Here is a 16982-nt window from a genome sequence, read left to right as displayed (position 1 = left end):
GCTGCGGGTCGATCATGACCTCGGGCGGCTTCACGCCTGCTTCATGCCTGCTTCATGCGTCCGGCACCCCATCTGAACAGGCGAATCGGCTCAGTGGCATTGCCAGAGGAAGCGCCCCTCACGTCCGTCCGGCGAAACGAACGCGTACCCGACCCCGGCATCCCCGAGAAGCGCGATCGCGCGCAACTGCTCCGCAGCGCGCGACAGCGGCTCGTTCTGCTCGGTCAGGGCGAGGGGAACGGTGGTAAGCGTGCGGTGACGTCGTCGGCGGACTCGGCGAGTCTGGCGACCGCGTACGCGCGGATGGTCTTCTATCATCCGGTCGCGTCGAGCGGGACGATCGTTTCTCGATCAGGGAGCCGATCACGTACAGGACGTCGTCAGCGTGCAACGAGCCGTCGTGGCAGACCGCCTCCAGCGACCGGAGGGTCGCGCCGCCGGGGAACGCGGACAGACGGCGTGCCAGCGCGCGTTCCGGCTCGTCCGGCAGGGTGGCGTTGCTTCCCAAGGTCAGGCCGCGATCGCTTCCTCATCGCGCTCGACGGCCCGGCGCTTGGGAACCTGTGGCGACCAGCCGATCCAGTGCAGCAGATAGGACGTACCACGCAGCGTGTACCGCACTCCAAACCGCTCGTTGATGACCTCGGCGATCCGGGCCAGGGTCCAGCGCTGGTCGTCCATCCCTTCTCCAGGGCCTGGTCGTAGCGCAGGAACGCGGTATGGCCGCTGAGGTAGCGGATGGCCGCGTCGATCTGGTGGCGGCGGTGTGTCGGGAGCGCGGCGGCTTGGGCGTGCAGGGTGGTGGTGGTGACCTGGTCGGTGTGTCCGGCCAGCAGGGCCAGGGCGCACGTGTGGCCCGGCCCGTGGCCGTCTGGTTCCGTGTCGTCCGCCGGGGACGGCGATCACATCGTGCGGGCGGCGTGGCGAGGGGACCGCGTCGTAAACCGCTGCGAGGGTGGCCATGCGTTTCTGGCGGGTTTCTCTCCGGCGGCCAGCCGGGTGCGGAAGGTGCGCGCGGCCCGGGCGGCGGCCTTGGCCGTGACCGGGCGCAACGCCTCGGGCCGCATCACCACACCCTTCTGGTCAACACTGACGATCAGCAGCTCCTCGGCGGTGCGCGGGACCGGCATGCGGGAGGCGTCGATGTCGCCCGCCGCCCGCCGCACCAGCTCCAGGAGTTGGCGCTTGCCGACCACGTTCCCGCACCGGGCGGTGATCGCCTCTTGGGCGGTGTCGAACGAGCCGCGCACCGCTTCGGCGGCCGCCAGCCTGGCCAGGCCGGCCGAATGCCGTCCGCCCGGCAGCGACAACGCCGCGTCGGCTGGGTAGAGGTTGGCCGCTCCCGGGGTGCGCCAGGCGCAGCGGGTGCCGAACACCGTGCCGAACACCGTGCCGAACACCGTGGCCAGCAACCGGTGATGCCCAGGCTCCAGTCGGCGGCGTTCGGCCCCGTCGGCTCCGGTCAGCCCGCCCCCGCCCGCGCGAGCGCGCCCGGCGGCGGCTTGTTCACGCTCGGCGCGCAGGTCCAGATGCGCCTGCAGCATCAACCGCAGCAGCTCACGCCCCTGCTCAGCGAGGGTGTCTTCGAGACGGTCGTGCGACCAGGACAGGGTCTGCGGGTGGGCGAGCTGTCCGAGGAGATAGTTGAACCTGTTCCTCGCGGCTGCAAAGGCGTCAACATCGGCCCCGGCGACGTAGCTTTCCATCGCGGGCTCTTCTTCCCGGCGCGGTTGGTTCACAAGGTGTGGTTGCCTTCGAACCTGCACCGGGGAAGAGCCCGCCCGCAATCACCCCGCCGGTGACGAGGCGATGCCGTCCCGTCCTTCGCCCGGCCCGCCACCCGGCCCGTCAGCCAGTTCGTCGGCCGCTGAGGCGGTCAGCGTGGACAGTCCCGGCTCGTTCTCGGTCGCCCAGCCGCGCTCGACCAGTCGCTTCAGCTTGCTCCGCAGCCCTTCTCGCTTGGCCGCCGAGTCCTCCAGCACCATCGCGGCCGCGACCTGGCCGGCCCGCATCGGCGCGGCCGCATCAGACAAGATCTCCACCGCGTCCCGGTAGGCGGCCGGCAACTCCGACGCCGCCATGCCCGGCCGCCACGGCGGCACCGTCAGCACCCCGATCGGCGAGGCCACCGCCTCACCAGCATTAACGGGGCCGGGCACAGCCACCAGATCCTCGACCGCCCCGGAAGCCTCACTCACAACCTCTTGCACGGTCTCCCGGGTGATGACCAGCCGCGACAACTTGTCTTCCTCGGCCTCCAGCAGCCCGGTCAACTCGGCGATCTGTTCCCCGATCTCATCGATCCGCTGCCGGACCACGGCCTCCCGCCGCACCAGCTCCTCAAAGAGTGAGCCCATCGTGGTCGCCTCCCCCCTGCTGACCGAACATCTGCGCTCTGGACGAGAACGCAACGACAAATGGACGACCGTGCGCAGGGAGGCCTACGCCGACTATCTGGCTGCCCTGCACGACGCCAACGAGGCACTGCGCACAGTCTCGCTGGGCGAGCATTCACCCGATCTCACCCGCAAGGCCGCAGCAAGATCGGCATTCCACAGCGCCGGGGTCACCAAAGCACGAGAACACATCATCCTGATCGCCCCGGAGACCGTGATCGCTGCAGCAACCGAGGCCTTCCACAGCCTCCGCACAATGCGCGACCACATCGGCCAAGGCGAAAACCTGGCCCAATACGAACCCGTGTTGCTGACCTATGACGAGCACCTACACACACTGAGAGAAGCCGTTCGCCACGACCTCGGCGTCACGGGGAACACCCCTCAAATCCCGCTCTGACACCACAGGGAGGTGGGGCCAAACTCACCCACGATCAAGGCCACCAAGATCGCTAAATGGGCCCAAACCCGCCCGAAGGTGGAGCCACTTCACACCAGTGAGACCAGCCACCGGCGGATCCGGCGCGGCACGATCGCACGTCCCCTCGAACCCGGATCGGGAGCTTGGTGTCGTTTGGGGTGGACTGGCGGTGCACGTCCTAGAATGCGCCGGTGACGACCGTTCCTGATGGCGCCCGGCCCGGCTTGTTCCCCGAGCGGGAACGCGCGGTTCTCGGCGAGGCCGGCATCGCGGTGTTCGCCGGCCGGTTGGTGCTGGACTCGCAGCCGCCCATCGACGCCACGGCGCTCGACGCGGTGGCCGCCCGCTGCGCCGGACCGCTCCCCGATCAGCTCATCGCGTTGTGGCGCACGGCCTTCGGGGGGCGGCTCGACTACGACCTTCGCGCCGACCTTGACGGCCAGGACGTGCCGGTGTCGTTCACCGAGCTCTTCTATCCCGGCAGCGGGGACTACCACGATCTGTGGGGCTGGATCGACCACGAGTGCGAGCTGGCGGAGGAACACCTGCCGGACTGGCCGGGCCGCCTCGTCCACCTGCCGATCGGCGGCTTCGAGTACCTCGACCGCGTCTACGTGCACACCGCCACCGGCCCGGACCACGGCTCCGTCATGTGCTGGCGCCAGGGACTGCCACCCGGGTGGGAACTGCGGACGGGCGACCGCGCCGCTCGGCTCGCCGACGACCTGCATGCGCTGTTCGGGCTGCTGATACTGGAGCAGGACCCCTGGGACGTGCAGGACGACGCGGTCGAAGCGGGCGGTGAGATGCGCGACGCCGTGGACGAGCTCGCCGACAGCGGCGACCCGCACGCCCGGTCCGCCGCGGCGAGATTGCGCCGCCTCGTGCGGGCGACCGTGCTCGACTGGCGCGGCGCTCTGGATCAGGGCACGCTCGTCGCGCAGCGCCGGTTGCGACGGCTCGCCCTGGACCGTGCCTCGGCCGCCGACGACAGGGAACTTCTCGCGCGGCTGGTGGAGCTGGGATGTGATCCGGCCGAGGAGGTTCGCAACGGACTGGCCCCTATCGACGTGGCTCTGCTGAACGGGGCCGCCGGCGTCGTCCGGTGGCTCCTGGAGCGAGGCGTCCCGGTCGGGAATGCTCTGCAGGTCGGCGCGCATGCCGTCGACCTGGACCTGGCCGCCGAACTCCTCGATCGAGGCGCGCGGGTCAATGCTTGCGCGGTCACCCGGGCGGTGGACAATCCGGACGTGGACGTCTTGCACCTGCTGGCCCGGGGCGTCCAGCCCGACGACGCGCTCGCCCGGCTTGAACCACGGCTACGGATGTTGGCCGCCCAGGCCGAGCACGCCGCCAGCCGTCTGACCGCCCAGGGCGAGACGACCGCCGCGGTGCGTGAGCAGCACCGATCCGCCGTGCTGAGAGGACTCGCCGTCCGGTTCGCCCCGGCCACCTGACCTCGCCCGCCGCCGCAGGGGGCCTGTGGCCCCATCGCGTCCGAGGCAAGATCGCCATTCCGAGCCAGTCGCAAAATGTCCCTGCGGGGACGCCTTGCAGGCGTGAAAATCGGGGGTGGCTGCTGTCCGCGGACGTCGAAGAATCTTGGCGCGTGCTGAGCCCGTGAGACAGTCTGACGCCGGGAGCCGGCCTCCGGGGCCCTGCATTGTTGCCGTGAGCACGTGATTCCGCCTCGTTCGTCCCCTCCGGCTCCCGCGGACGGTGATCTCGGCTGTGACGATGGCGGTGGTCAGGTCGTCGTCGGGGAGCGCGAGGGACGCCGACAGGGCGGTGACCAGGGCGTACAGGTCGACGGTCCGGTCGCGGTCGTGGGCTTCGGCGGCTGCCAGTTCGCGGACCGGCTGGATCGCGGCACGCAGATCAGGTGCGTGCCCGGCGGCTTGGACGGCTGCGTCGTCGGTCTCGTTCAGGGCCAGGTCCCGGTCGGTGGCGGCGTCGACGGTGGCGGCCTCGAGCAGGGAACTCAGCGCCTGCGTCAGCGCCCACGCCGCCTGGATGTAGGCGTCTTGGCGGCCGGTCTCGGTGATCCGGTACCGGGCCGGGCCGAGCACGCCGGCCAGTTGCTCCTCGACCTTGGTGAGCGCGGGCAACGCGTTCATGAACTCGGGCGGGGGGACAGGCGCGACGGCGACGGCGTGGCCGGCCCGTTGAGCGTCGTCTGCGGCGAGCGCCACGCGCGCGAGCCACGGCGCGGCGGTCACGTCACCGACGAGCAGGCCCTCGTGCTCCTCAAGCCGGTCCCATACGTCGACGTGTTCTGTCAGCGCCTGCACGGGCCCGTCCTTGGCTTCGGTGGCACGGGCCATGGCGAGCATGGTCTTGGCGCGGGTCAGCGGGAGGCCGGGCCTGAGCTCCAACGCCGCCCCGTCCACGTCGCCCATCCGAAGGTCGGCGGTCGCCAGCAGCGGTAGGGCCGCCGCCTCAAGGAGGCGGTTGCCGATCGATCTGCTACGGGTAACGACGAGCGTCGCCTCCGTCTTGGCTGGACCAAGGCTGCCTGTGGTCAAGAGCATGCCCGCCTGCAGGAGATCGACCGGGCCCACCTCGTTCAGCATGATGGCGAGTACCAGCCTCGGCGGGATGGTGCGGTCGTCCGGCGAAGCTTGGCCGGAGACCATGACGGCGAGGCGCCGTCGTCCAGGTGGAGTGCTGGCTGGCTCGTCGATCACCCACCGTCCTGCCTTCAGGGCCTGGGTGCTCCATAGGTGCTCGTCCGCCCCGATTACCGGGCGGCAGAAAGCGACAGGGACGCCCATTGCCTGCCGACCGGGGGCTTTTGGCCAGAGAGGTCGGTCCATCCTGGTCGGCGAATGATTTCGTGTCTGGACTGTGGGTCGCCGGTTATTTACGCTCAGGATGGCCCTTGCCCCGCTGCGTGAGGAACGCGATGACCACGGTTCCGGAGTTGCCCGATATCCTCTCCCCCGAATTCGCGATCGACCCCTATGGGGCCTACCGCGTGCTCCGCGAGAGGGCTCCGGTCTACTGGCATGAGGGCACTCAGAGTTTCGTCCTGTCCCGATACGCGGACGTGGCGCGTGCGTTCCGCGATCCGGTGTTCACCACGGCCAACTACGATTGGCAGTTGGAGCCGGTACATGGCCGGACGATTCTGCAGCTCAGCGGCCGCGAACACGCGGTGCGGCGGGCCCTGGTCGCGCCCGCGTTCCGCGGCAGCGAGCTTCGCGAACGGTTCTTGCCGGTGATCGAGCGGAACGCGCGGACGCTCATCGACGGGTTTCGCCGAACCGGCCAGGTCGAGCTGGTGGGCGAGTTCAGCACGCACTACCCGGTCAACGTGATCGTGGACATGCTTGGTCTGAACCAGGCCGACCACGCCCGCTTTCATCGCTGGTACACCGCGATCATCGCGTTTCTGGGCAATCTGAGCCGCGATCCCGAGGTGGCCGCCGCCGGCGAGCGGACCCGGGTTGAGTTCGCCGAGTACATGCTGCCCATCATCGGCAGGCGGCGGTCCGAGCTTGGCGAGGACCTGCTGTCCACGCTGTGCCGGGCGGAGGTCGACGGCACTCGGATGAGTGATGAGGACATCAAGGCGTTCTGCAGCCTGCTGCTGACCGCGGGTGGCGAGACCACCGACAAGGCCATCTCGGCGATCATCGCCAATCTGCTGGCCCATCCCGAGCAGTACGCGGCGGTGCGCCAGGACCGGAGCCTGATCACGCGGGCGTTCGCCGAGACGCTCCGCTACACGCCGCCGGTCCACATGATCATGCGGCAGCCTGCCGAGGACGTCGCGTTCCCCGGCGGGACGATCCCGGCCGGCTCAACCGTCACCTGCCTGATCGGCGCGGCCAACCGAGACGGCGAACGCTACCGGGCTCCCGACTCCTTCGACATTTTCAGGGACGACCTGGAGACGGCTACGGCGTTCTCAGCAGCCGCTGACCATCTGGCCTTCGCGCTGGGCCGGCATTTCTGCGTGGGGGCGCTGCTCGCCGAGACCGAAGTCGAGGTCGGCGTGAACCAGTTGCTGGACGCCATGCCCGACATGCGCCTGGCCCACGGGTTCAGGCCGATCGAGCAGGGCGTCTTCACCCGCGGGCCTGCCGAGCTGCGGCTGGAGTTCAGCCCAGCGCAGGGGCGGCCGGTGTGAAGGTCACCGGCAGCGTGTAAAGGCCACGCATCCAGAACGAGGGCCGCCACTGCAGTTCCTCAGGCGGGACGGCCAGCGCCACGTCCGGAAGCCGGTCCAGCAACACCTCGATGGCCGTCTTGGCGATGATCTCTGCGAGCTCGGGCGCGGGGAACGGGCATCCATGTTCACCGTGGCCGAAGGACATGTGCGCGCGGTTGGCCGCGGTGGCGCCGTAGGTCGCTGGTCGCACCTGCGGGTCGGTGTTGGCGGCCGCGAGCCCGAGGATGAGCAGGTCGCCGCGGCGGATGCGGCGGTCGCCGAGCTGGCAATCATGCACGGCCCAGCGGCCGATGAAGTTCTGGGTGGGAGTGTCCTCCCAGAGCACCTCGTTCAGCGCCTCGGACGCGCTCCGGCGGCCGCCCTGCAGCGACATGGAGAACTCGTCGTCGACCAGCATGAGCCGCAGGGCGTTGCCGATCCAGTTGCCGGTCGGTTGCTGTGCGGCCGCCATCACCACCAGCAGGTCGATCACGGTCTCCTCGTCGGTCAGCCCGGCATGGTGCTCCAGCAGCCGTGCCGGCACGTCCGGCCCCGGGTTCTGCCGCCGGTCGACGACAAGCTGCTGCATGCGGGCATGGATGCGGCCGTGCGCGGCGGCGGCGTCGTCGTTCACGTCCAGGGATTCGGCGACGTCCTGGACCAGGACCGGGATGTCGTGCTCGGGCAGCCCGTAGAGGCGGGCGATGATGTGCAGCGGCAGCTGGTGTGAGTATTGGGCGATCAGGTCGGCCGCGCCGTCGCCGGCGAATCGGTCGATCAGCTCGTCCGCGGTCCGCTCGCACATGGAGACCAGCTCGGTGCGATCGACGGCGTCCAGGGCGTCGCCGATGGCGCCGGCCCTGCGCTGGTGTTCGGTGCCTTCGGCGAACATCACTGACGGTGTCCAGCCGACGTAGGGCATGAGCGGCCAATCTTCTGGAACGTTGTCCCAGGCGTTCCACCGCCGGCAGTCCCGGGCGAACAGCCCTGGGTTGCTGGTCACATGGTGCACGTCCCGATAGCCGAACACGTACCAGGCCGGCACGTCACCGTCCAGCAGAACCGGCGCCACCGTACCGAAGCGTCGGCGCAGCGATCGATAGAGATCGCCTGGGTCGCCGGTCGGCGGCGCCCCGGTCAGCCGCACGGGCTCATCAGTGTGGTCGTCGGTCATGACGTCGTCTCCACGATCTCCCGCAGCCGGGTCAGATGGCGTACTAGCGTGATCAGCACGTCCTTGGCCGAGTCCCGGCGGCGGGCGTCGCATTCGATCAGTGGTACCGAATCGTCCAGGTCCAGCGCGTCGCGGATCTCCGCCAGGGCCGGGCCACCGTCGCCGAACCGGTTCACCGCCACCACGAACGGCATCCGGTGGTGTTCCAGCCGGTCGATCGCATACCAGGACTCCTGGATGCGGCGGGTGTCGACGAGCACGACCGCCCCCAGGCTGCCGGAGAACAGCTGGTCCCACAGGAACCAGAACCGCTCCTGGCCTGGCGCGCCGAACAGGTACAGCACCTGCTGCTCGTTCAGGGAGATCCGGCCGAAGTCGAACGCCACCGTGGTGGTCCTCTTGTCGGGTACCCGTCCTGGATCGTCGATGCCGACACCGGCCTCGGTCATGATCTCTTCAGTGCTCAGCGGGCGGATCTCGCTCACCGCGCCGACCAGGGTCGTCTTGCCGACCGCGAAACCGCCCGTGATCACGATCTTCAACGCGTCGCGGGTGGTCTGGCGCAGCGGCGCGCCGAGTACGGTGGCGGCTTGATCAGAGCTTCTGGAGTCCAAGGAGCACCTGCTTCAGGGTGTCCAGGTCGGGCAGTTGTGCCGGGCCTGGCGTCGAGGAGGGATGGCGAAGGGTGATGCGGCCGGCGTCGAGGAGATCTGCCAGGAGGATCTTGACGACGGTGACCGGGAGCGTGAGCGCGGCCGACAGCTCCACAACGGCCACTGGGCTGCGGCGGCAGAGCTGGAGGATCCGGGCGTGCTCGGACTGCATGCCCGGGGCCGGCTCGTCCTCGGCGACGACCAATGCCACCAGATCCAGCGCGCCTTCGGGGGCGCGGCTGCGCCCCCCGGTCACCGTGTAAAGCCGGTCCGGGTCCTCACGGTCGATGGCCCGGCGGGTCATGCCGACGAGGTCTCCGGCGGACGTGGCGCGGCCGACAGGAACGGCCCGATCCGTTCCACCAGCTCGTTCATGTTGTGGCCGACCAGCCCGACGTCGGCGTCGTCGGCGGCGACCGCCGCCATGTGTGCTCCGGCGCCTGCCGGAACGATCAGCAGCAGGCCGCCCGCGAACTCCACCATCGACAGTCCCGCGCTGATCCCGGTGCCGAACTCGGCTGATGCGCTCAACGACAGGCTCTGGATTCCGGAGGCGATGGCTGCCAGCTGATCCGCCCGGTCTTCGTCCAGCCCGGCGGTGCGGCAGATCTTCAGGCCGTCCCTGGAGGACACCAGAACGTGCCGCAGGCCTGGGGTCTGTTCCCGCAGGTTCTCCAGCAACCAGTCGAGGTCGCGGTTATCGGTGCTCATCAGGATCGCTGGGGTACGGCTGTTCGGCCGTGCCCCTGCCTCCCCTCTCTCCTGTTGTACTGCGATGACGCAAGACCGTGCGGGAGTGCTCAGTTGTCCGGCGTGGAATCCTCGTCCTGCGAGGTGTCTTGGCGGTGGTGACCACCAGCGGCCTGCCGGAAGGCAGCCAGCCGCGCGCCGGCCTCGGACCGTTGCGGACCTGTCTGCTCGACCACTGCCGGCAGTGACCGTGAGGCCGCCGCCAATGTCTCACCTCGCCGACGGCGGGGCAGGACGGTGCCTGTCTCCGCATCGTCCTGACCGGACTCTGCCGCCGGGTCGCTCGCAGACTGTGCCGGGCCCGCGGGTCGTGCCGCAGGGGGTTCGGCCTCCGCGGCGGGGCCGGGAACCGCGTCAGGGGAGACCGCGCCGGCACCGGCGGCCACCGCGCTCGTCACCGGGCTGGTCACCGGGCTGGTCGCCGCGCTCGACGTGGCAGACCGAGCGGTACCGGCCTCGTCGTGATGGCCGGGCGGCTCGGCCTGCGGGCGGGTGATCAGTGTGCGCGGAATCATCACCACCACACCGGTGCCACCGCGTGAGGATGGCCTGAAGCTGACCGTCAGTCCGTACCTGCCCGACAGCCGCCCCACCACGGCCAGGCCCAACCGGGTTCCGGGCAGGGAGGTCAGATCCAGCTGCTGGGTGACCAGCCGCTCGGCCCTGTCACGCTCGCGCTTGCGCATGCCGAGACCGCCGTCCTCGATCGTCACGACGACCCCGGCGTCTTCCTCCTCGACATAAACGTGGGCCATGGTGCCGTGCGCCGAGAACGCCGTCGCGTTCTCCATCAGCTCGGCCAGGGCGTGCATCACGCCTTCGGCGGCGAATCCGGCGACTGCGGCCGTGCTGGTCGCGTGCAGTTGCACGCGACGGTAGTCGCCGATCCGGCCCATCGCGCCACGCAGGATGCTTTCCATCGGGATCGGCTTGGTCCATCGCCGTCCTGACCGGCCGCCGCTGAGCAGAGCGATACTGTCGGCGAGCCGCCCCAACTGCGACACCTGATGATCCAACGCCAGCAGGTCGCCGAAGACTTCGTTCTCGCTGTGACGGTTCTCCAGCTCACGCAGCTCGGCCAGCATGCTGCCGGTCTGCGCCTGGACTCGCGCGGCGGCGCTGGCGCACGCCGCCAGCGCCGCCGCGCTCGCGCGCTCGCTCGCCGCGACCTCCCGAGCCACCACCCGCAACAGCCGGACCAAGGCGCCATTACTTGGCATCTCGGCCGCGGCCAAGGCGCTCTCGGCTGCCGTGCGATCATGCCGGATGCGTCCTATCAGTGCCGGAACGCTGCTATCGGCCAGCTGAGCCGCCTGATACTCCACCGCCAGCCGCGCCTGACGGGCATCGGCGGCACGCCGCTCTGCCTCGGCCAGGCCAGTGGCGAACACGGTGAGCATCCGCCCGACCGCCGGGTCCTTGATGTGCGGGACCTCGGCCAGCAGCTGCTCTGGAGCGACCCCGTCCTTGGCTCGATCGGCAACCGCAGGCAGGACGGTTTCGGCGAGTTCGTTGAGCCGGGCCGCGCCGGTTTCCGCCCTGACCGTCCGCTGGAGCATCTGGTCGGCCTTGCCCGCGAAGTAGGCCGCAGCCGCCACCGCGACGCTCAGCAGCAGCACCAGGGCTCCGCCTCCGATGACCGTCACCATCCGGGCCGCCGAGGACACCGCTGCAACCGCTGTGAGCCAGCCGCTTCCGAGGGCGATCACCGCCGCCAGCCAAACGAGCAGGGCACGCTCCAGCGGAGCACGAACATGAGCCGACATAGGCACAAGTCCTCGAAACGGAGGGAGGCCGCATCGTCGATTCCCGGGCGAACTGACGAGCGGCGCGGACGGCCACTGAGGGATTCCCGCAAGAGGCCAAAGGATCGCTTCGTACAGTAGAACTCGGAAACCCGAGCCGCAACAAGAATCACATTACCGCTCGTTCGTCGCTGATGCCTCATCAGCCACCCAAGCCGCACACAACCACGCGAGCAGCATCGACCTGACCTGACCGACCCGCAAGACCCTCATGATCTCAACGCGCCAGAGAACACCATTCTAAAAAGATCTTGATTGTTGATCTTGGTCGGACTCGCCCGGTTACGCAGCTCCTCCCGGCAACACCCAGTAGCCCGGCCAGACAATACCTGGAACGTTGTCACACAAGTACAGAAGCACCTCTCCGTGATTATTCGTGATAATTGCCACCGAACCGCGCTGCTGCGCCATTCACACGTCTCCTTCGAACGGGTCGGCGTCACCACGGTGCCGGGTACTCGGCGGCGAGCTGGTCGGCGGTGGACCAGTGCGTCGTAGCCAGCCCCCGAGCGGCCGGTTCGTGGCAGAGTGGCGGGATGCCTGGCGCGCGGTACGGGATGGATGCGCCCTACGGGTTCGGGTTCGTGGGCCTGGTCGTGCTGGGGTTCTGGGTGACCGGGCTGGTGATGACGGTCACCGCCGATCTGGCCGCCGCGCTGCCCGCGCTGGTCTCCGGCACCCTGCTGGCGGGATGCCTGGCCCTGAGCCTGCACACCACCCTGCGCGGCAAGTTCCTGGTCTGGCGGGACGTTCTGGACGAGCTGGACCTGCGTGGCGACGAACGGCTGCTCGACCTCGGCTGCGGACGCGGCGCCGTCCTGTTGGCCGCCGCCCGGCACCTCCCGCAGGGCCGGGCGGTCGGCGTGGACCTGTGGCGCGGACGGGACCAGTCCGGCAACACCCCGGCGGCGACCCTGCGCAACGCCCGCGCCGAAGGCGTCGCCGACCGCGTCCACGTGCAAGGGGGCGATCTGCGCAGGCTCCCGTACGCGGACGCAAGCTTCGACCTGGTCATGTCCAGCCTGACGGTGCACACCATCTTCGGCGCGGACGCCCGCGCCCAAGCGATCGCCGAGGCGTACCGGGTGCTGCGGCCGGGCGGCCGCCTGCTGATCGCCGACCTGGCGCGGACCCCCCGCGAGTACGCCGCGGTGCTGGCCCGGCTGGACGCCCAGGACATCCGCGTGCGCGGCCTCGGCTGGCGCGCCTGGTGGGGCAGCCCGTGGGTCCCGACCCGCCTGCTCACCGCCCGCAAACCAGCCACCCCCTGAACACACCTCCCGGCACGATCCAGGCTTTCGCCGTTCACGGTCGGGGTGGTGTGGGGGTGGGCGGTCCCTACGACTTCACGGTGCCGGCGATCGCCGCAACGGTCGCCGTCAGGACGCCGAAGATCATTGTCAGCGCCACGGCGACGCCGTCGCCTCCGTCGAAGCCGAAGACGAACGTGAGCTGAGTACCGAGGGCCGTGCCCCACAGCAGGGGAGCCAGGAAGATCGTCGCCACTACGTAGAGGGCGCAGAGACCGCACAGCGTCCACGCGCCGGAAATCCTGCGGGCGAACGTGAACCCCGCCGCGGCCACCAGCAACCCGGCACCGATGACGCCGCCGACCACGTTCACCACCGCCACGCTGGACCAGCGGCCGGTCGGCCCGCCGGCGTAGACGACGTTGTAGAGCGCGAACCAGACGAGCATGCCGGCGGTGAGCAGCGCCAGGGCGCCGGCGATCACCGCCGCCGCGGCGTTCGCCCTCGGTCTCGAGGGCGGCATGCCAGGGCGCGGGGGTGGGCCGGCCGGGTGCCAGGCGAACTGGCCAGGGCCGCCGGGGGCCTGACCGTAGGGGCCGGGACTGGGCTCCAGCGGCGGATTCGGCGCGGCCAACGGCGGCGTGGCGCTCTCGACCGCGGTGACGCCGGCCGCCAGGAGACCATCGGCCTCTCCCGGCGCCGTGCCGAGACCGAGCAGGGCGAGCAGGACGTGCGGTGCGGTCGGCCTGCGGGCGGGCTCCTTGGCCAGGCACGCGGTGACCAGCCCGGCCAACGGCTCGGGAAGCACGCTGGTGTCGGGGTCGGCGTGCAGGATGCGATGCATCACCGCGGGCACGGTGTCGGCCCCGAAAGGGGAACGGCCGGTCGCGGCGAACAGGATGGTGACCCCCCAGGCGAACATGTCGGTCCATGTGCCCAGCTCCTGGCCGCTCACCTGTTCGGGCGCCATGTAGGCGGGAGTTCCGACGACCTGGCTCGTCATGGTGGAGGTGCCGTCGAGCGCCTTGGCGATGCCGAAGTCGATGACTCGCGGACCGTCCTCGCCCATCAGCACGTTCGGCGGCTTGAAATCGCGGTGCACGACTCCGGCCTGGTGGATCGCCGCCAGCGCGGTGGCGGTGCCGATGGCCAGCCGCTGCAGGGCCGCACCCGTCCGCGGCCCCTCGTCACCGACGAGCTCGTACAAAGACGGGCCGGACACCAGCTCGCTCACGATGTAGGGCTGGTCGCCGTCGATGTCGGCCTCCAGCACCCGCGCGGTACAGAACTCGGCGACCTTCTCCGCGAACCCCAACTCACGCACGAACCGCTCACGCGCCTTCGGATCACGTGCGACATGAGCGCGCAGCAGCTTGACGGCCACCTCCCCGCCGTCCGGCCCGCGCCCGGCGTACACCACGCCCTGGCCGCCCTCCCCGAGACGGCCGGTCAGCTCGTACCGTCCCACCCGTTCTGGATCGTCGGATTCCAGTGATGCAGCCATAGTTGTCTATTTGACCATGCCGGAGCCCTCACCGAGCAGAGATCATCCACACCCGCCGCGGTGACGCCCCGGTGCGGTCCTAGGCTCCTGCGACGGGGTGGTAACGCACATCGACCTCGGCGAAGGGTTGCGAGCCGTGGGCGTGCCGCAGCCGGATCGGCCGGCCGCCGGGGTTGTCGAAGAGCCGGATGCCGTCGCCGAGCAGGACGGGTGCGATGTGCAGGTCGATCTCGTCGATCAGGCCGCGTTCGAGCAGTTGACGGCCGATCGTCGGTGAGAGGACTTCGAGGTTCTTGCCGCCGGCGGCCTCCAGGCCGATGCGTACCGCCTCGGCCACGTCGCAGTTCAGGAACGTGACGCCGTCGGCGGGCGTGGCGTCTTCGGGGTGGTGGGTGAGGACGAAGATCTGGCCGTTCCAGTCCTCGCTGTAGGGCCGGGCGCCCGGGTCGCGGTCCCAGCCGTCCCGCCCGCCCAGGACCGCGCCGGTGGTCTCGATGTACTCCTCCTCCACGCCGTCGCGGCCGGTGACCCCGGCCAGCCAGTCCATGGAATGGTTCGGGCCCGCCACGAACCCGTCCAGCGACATGCTGAAGTGGAAGAGGACCTTGCCGGCGGCCTGTTGCGGTTCGAGGTCGAACATCTGGAGCTCCTTCGCTGATCGGGCCGGTGCGAAAGCACCCGCCACACGGACAGACCAGCCGGGCGCCCCGAACTCGTCGCTACGTCAAAGCCTTCGTCGACCAGCGGCAGTTGGACGGTGGCCGGTACAGGGGGTGGTCCCGGACGGGCCGGGGACGCGCGCCGTGCCGAGCGGGGCACCCGTGTGGACGTTCTCCGGGTCGATGAGGACGAGCCCGCCGGGCCCCGCCCGTTCCGTGCCGTCGCGGGAACCTGATCTCCTCCGCCCCCGACTCGATCACCCCCAGCCGCGGGTGGGTTTTGTCAGTGGCGGTGGATGGGGGGCGCGTTTGTTGTCACGGCGCGTGTGGCAGAGGCCCGGCTTAAATGAATAGTGTTGTCTGTATGAACTTCTTCCTTCGGCGCAGGCTCACGGCGGTCGCCGCGGCCGCGGCCGCGGCGTTCGGCTCGGCCGTACCGGTGGCGAGTGCGTCCGCGGACAGGCCCAGCTATCCGGTGGGCGACTACTGGACCTCGCTCAGCAACTTCGTTCTCAGCCCGGGCGCGGTTGCCGGGGCCAACGTCTGGTCCTGCAAGCCGTCGGCCGAGCATCCCCGGCCGGTCGTGATCGTGCACGGCACGACGTCCAACTTCGGCGCGGCCGGGGCGATGATCGCGCCGACCCTGGCCAACGCCGGGTACTGCGTCTACGGGTTCAACTACGGCGAGACGTACTCCACCCTCGGCCACATCTACGGGCTCGGCGACATCGCGCGGTCGGCGCGCACGATGAGCGCGTTCGTCGACAGGGTGCTGGCCGCCACCGGAGCCGCCGAGGTCGATGTCGTCGGCGGCTCCCAGGGCGGGATGATGCCGAACCACTACATCAAGCGGCTCGGCGGCGCGGCGAAGGTCCGCACGCTGATCGGCCTCGGGCCGACCAACCACGGCACGACCCTGAACGGCCTGGTCAACGTGGGCCGCGCCCTGGGCGTGCTCGGGCTGGTCAACGGCGTCTACCACCTCATCGGCTCGCCCGCGCACGTCCAGCAGCAGGAAGGCTCGGACTTCCAGAACGCGCTGTTCGCCGACGGGGACACCGTGCCCGGCGTTCGCTACCTCACGATCGCGACGAAGCACGACACCACGGTCACCCCGCTGACCAACTCGTTCCTGCACGGTGACGGCGCCACCAACATCCTGCTGCAGGACCTGTGCCCCGACGACCCGGTCAGCCACTCCGGGATGTCGTACGACGGGCCGATCATGCAGATCGTCCTCAACACCCTCGGCCCCGACGTTCCGGGGTTCAGGCCGCAGTGCACCGGCTACGGCCCGAACGTCTGAACGGGACGGGCCGCTGAGGACGTGCTCTCCTCAGCGGCCCGCGATGGTTCCCGTCAGCGGCACTTGAAGCGGACGGTGCGGAGGTAGTCGTAGCCCACCTGGGCTGTCTTCAGGGGGTCGGGTTGGGTGTCTCGCTCGACGATGTACTCCAGGACTCCGGCTTCGCGGGAATGGGCGAAGATCCTCGGGAAGTCGATGGTGCCGGTGCCCAGGTCGGCGAACGTGCCGTCGGCCGCGCGGTCCTTGCAGTGGAACTGCAGGATGCGGCCGCGGTTGCGGCGGATGAGGTCGACGGGGTCCTGCCCGCCGGTCACCGCCCAGTAGAGGTCCACCTCGAGGTGGACGAGCCTGCGGTCGGTGGCGGTGATGATGTCCCAGGGGCGCTCGCCGGTCGGCAGCGGCTGGAACTCGTGCGCGTGGTTGTGGTAGCCGAACCGCAGCCCGGCGGCGCGCGCGGCCTTGCCCGCCGCGTTCAGGCGGGCGGCGTAGTCGCGCCACTCGGCGGCGGTGGCGAACTGGGCGAACGGCGCGACGACGAAGCGGTTGCCGAGCGTCCGGGCGTCGGCCAGCGTCCGCTGCCAGTCGCCGTCGATGCCGACGTGGCTGGAGGTGGCACTCAGGCCGTTCCGGTCCAGGATGGCGCGGAACTCGGCGGCGGTGCGGCCGTGCAGGCCGGCCAGTTCCACCTTGCGGTAGCCGATCCGGGCCAGGGCGGCGAGCGTTCCCTCCAGGTCGGCCGCGAGCAGCGAGCGGAGGGTGTAGAGCTGGATGCTGATGGCACCACGCGGCACCCGTCCGCGGGCCGTGGTGCTCGCGGCGGCGGAGCCCTGGAGCCCTGCCGTGGCAAGCCCGGCCGCCGCCACCCCGCGCAGCAGGGTGCGCCGGTTGATCTCGGTCATCGAGTCTCC

General features: G+C 70.0%; 15 protein-coding genes and 1 pseudogene. 4 read left to right on the top strand and 12 right to left on the bottom strand.

The annotated features are described in order from the left end of the window. Positions 1-567: 567 nt before the first annotated feature. The 3 genes and pseudogenes from ABZ810_RS46415 to ABZ810_RS46405 all read right to left on the bottom strand — a co-directional run. A pseudogene (locus tag ABZ810_RS46415) lies at positions 568-666 on the bottom strand (winged helix-turn-helix domain-containing protein); the annotation flags it as partial. Between the two features lie 236 nt (positions 667-902). Then, complete coding sequence (locus ABZ810_RS46410; protein WP_358414827.1) at positions 903-1739, bottom strand: hypothetical protein; 837 nt, start codon at positions 1737-1739, stop codon at positions 903-905. Between the two features lie 48 nt (positions 1740-1787). Continuing rightward, the gene (locus tag ABZ810_RS46405; protein ID WP_358414824.1) at positions 1788-2357 is read right to left on the bottom strand and encodes a hypothetical protein; all 570 of its coding nucleotides are present in this window, start codon (positions 2355-2357) and stop codon (positions 1788-1790) included. A gap of 1 nt (position 2358) precedes the next feature. Here ABZ810_RS46405 and ABZ810_RS46400 point away from each other — a divergent pair, with 1 nt between their 5' ends. Further along, positions 2359-2796, top strand: a complete 438-nt coding sequence (locus ABZ810_RS46400; RefSeq protein ID WP_358414821.1) for a hypothetical protein — start codon at positions 2359-2361, stop codon at positions 2794-2796. 1340 nt (positions 2797-4136) lie between these two features. On the opposite strand, the gene ABZ810_RS46395 is transcribed toward ABZ810_RS46400, so the two are convergent. Then, the gene (locus ABZ810_RS46395; RefSeq protein ID WP_358414818.1) at positions 4137-5504 is read right to left on the bottom strand and encodes a hypothetical protein; all 1368 of its coding nucleotides are present in this window, start codon (positions 5502-5504) and stop codon (positions 4137-4139) included. Positions 5505-5722: 218 nt separating this feature from the next. On the opposite strand from ABZ810_RS46395, the gene ABZ810_RS46390 reads away from it, so the two are divergent. Further along, on the top strand, positions 5723-6952 hold the full coding sequence (locus ABZ810_RS46390) for a cytochrome P450 (RefSeq protein ID WP_358414815.1): 1230 nt from the start codon (positions 5723-5725) through the stop codon (positions 6950-6952). Here the strand turns inward: ABZ810_RS46390 and ABZ810_RS46385 are convergent. From ABZ810_RS46385 to ABZ810_RS46365, 5 genes are all read right to left on the bottom strand, one after another. Beyond that, positions 6924-8147: a cytochrome P450 gene (locus ABZ810_RS46385; RefSeq protein ID WP_358414812.1), complete on the bottom strand. Its 1224-nt coding sequence runs from the start codon at positions 8145-8147 to the stop codon at positions 6924-6926. The genes ABZ810_RS46390 and ABZ810_RS46385 overlap by 29 nt on opposite strands. Continuing rightward, a complete protein-coding gene (locus ABZ810_RS46380) occupies positions 8144-8761 on the bottom strand; it encodes an ATP/GTP-binding protein (RefSeq protein ID WP_358414809.1) in 618 nt (205 codons plus the stop codon). The genes ABZ810_RS46385 and ABZ810_RS46380 overlap by 4 nt, the downstream gene beginning before the upstream one ends. Beyond that, positions 8742-9104, bottom strand: coding sequence for a DUF742 domain-containing protein (locus tag ABZ810_RS46375; RefSeq protein ID WP_358414806.1), 363 nt, complete (start codon positions 9102-9104; stop codon positions 8742-8744). Before ABZ810_RS46375 ends, ABZ810_RS46380 begins: the two co-directional genes overlap by 20 nt. Then, positions 9101-9511 carry a roadblock/LC7 domain-containing protein gene (locus tag ABZ810_RS46370; protein ID WP_358414803.1) on the bottom strand — a complete coding sequence of 137 codons (411 nt, stop codon included), beginning with the start codon at positions 9509-9511 and terminating at the stop codon, positions 9101-9103. Before ABZ810_RS46370 ends, ABZ810_RS46375 begins: the two co-directional genes overlap by 4 nt. Before the next feature lie 89 nt (positions 9512-9600). Beyond that, on the bottom strand, positions 9601-11316 hold the full coding sequence (locus tag ABZ810_RS46365; RefSeq protein ID WP_358414800.1) for an ATP-binding protein: 1716 nt from the start codon (positions 11314-11316) through the stop codon (positions 9601-9603). Positions 11317-11891: 575 nt separating this feature from the next. On the opposite strand from ABZ810_RS46365, the gene ABZ810_RS46360 reads away from it, so the two are divergent. Next, a complete protein-coding gene (locus ABZ810_RS46360) occupies positions 11892-12626 on the top strand; it encodes a class I SAM-dependent methyltransferase (protein WP_358414797.1) in 735 nt (244 codons plus the stop codon). Positions 12627-12693: 67 nt separating this feature from the next. On the opposite strand, the gene ABZ810_RS46355 is transcribed toward ABZ810_RS46360, so the two are convergent. Both ABZ810_RS46355 and ABZ810_RS46350 read right to left on the bottom strand, forming a co-directional pair. Beyond that, a complete protein-coding gene (locus ABZ810_RS46355) occupies positions 12694-14109 on the bottom strand; it encodes a serine/threonine-protein kinase (RefSeq protein WP_358414794.1) in 1416 nt (471 codons plus the stop codon). Positions 14110-14188: 79 nt separating this feature from the next. Further along, complete coding sequence (locus ABZ810_RS46350) at positions 14189-14749, bottom strand: dihydrofolate reductase family protein (RefSeq protein WP_358414791.1); 561 nt, start codon at positions 14747-14749, stop codon at positions 14189-14191. 383 nt (positions 14750-15132) lie between these two features. On the opposite strand from ABZ810_RS46350, the gene ABZ810_RS46345 reads away from it, so the two are divergent. Continuing rightward, a complete protein-coding gene (locus ABZ810_RS46345) occupies positions 15133-16074 on the top strand; it encodes an alpha/beta fold hydrolase (RefSeq protein WP_358414788.1) in 942 nt (313 codons plus the stop codon). A 53-nt stretch (positions 16075-16127) separates the two neighbouring features. Here the strand turns inward: ABZ810_RS46345 and ABZ810_RS46340 are convergent, their stop codons facing one another. Next, on the bottom strand, positions 16128-16973 hold the full coding sequence (locus tag ABZ810_RS46340; RefSeq protein WP_358414786.1) for a sugar phosphate isomerase/epimerase: 846 nt from the start codon (positions 16971-16973) through the stop codon (positions 16128-16130). Positions 16974-16982 lie beyond the last annotated feature (9 nt).

The sequence above is a fragment of the Spirillospora sp. NPDC047279 genome (assembly GCF_040643285.1).
GTDB lineage: Bacteria > Actinomycetota > Actinomycetes > Streptosporangiales > Streptosporangiaceae > Spirillospora.
This window is presented reverse-complemented; position numbering and strand designations above follow the sequence as displayed.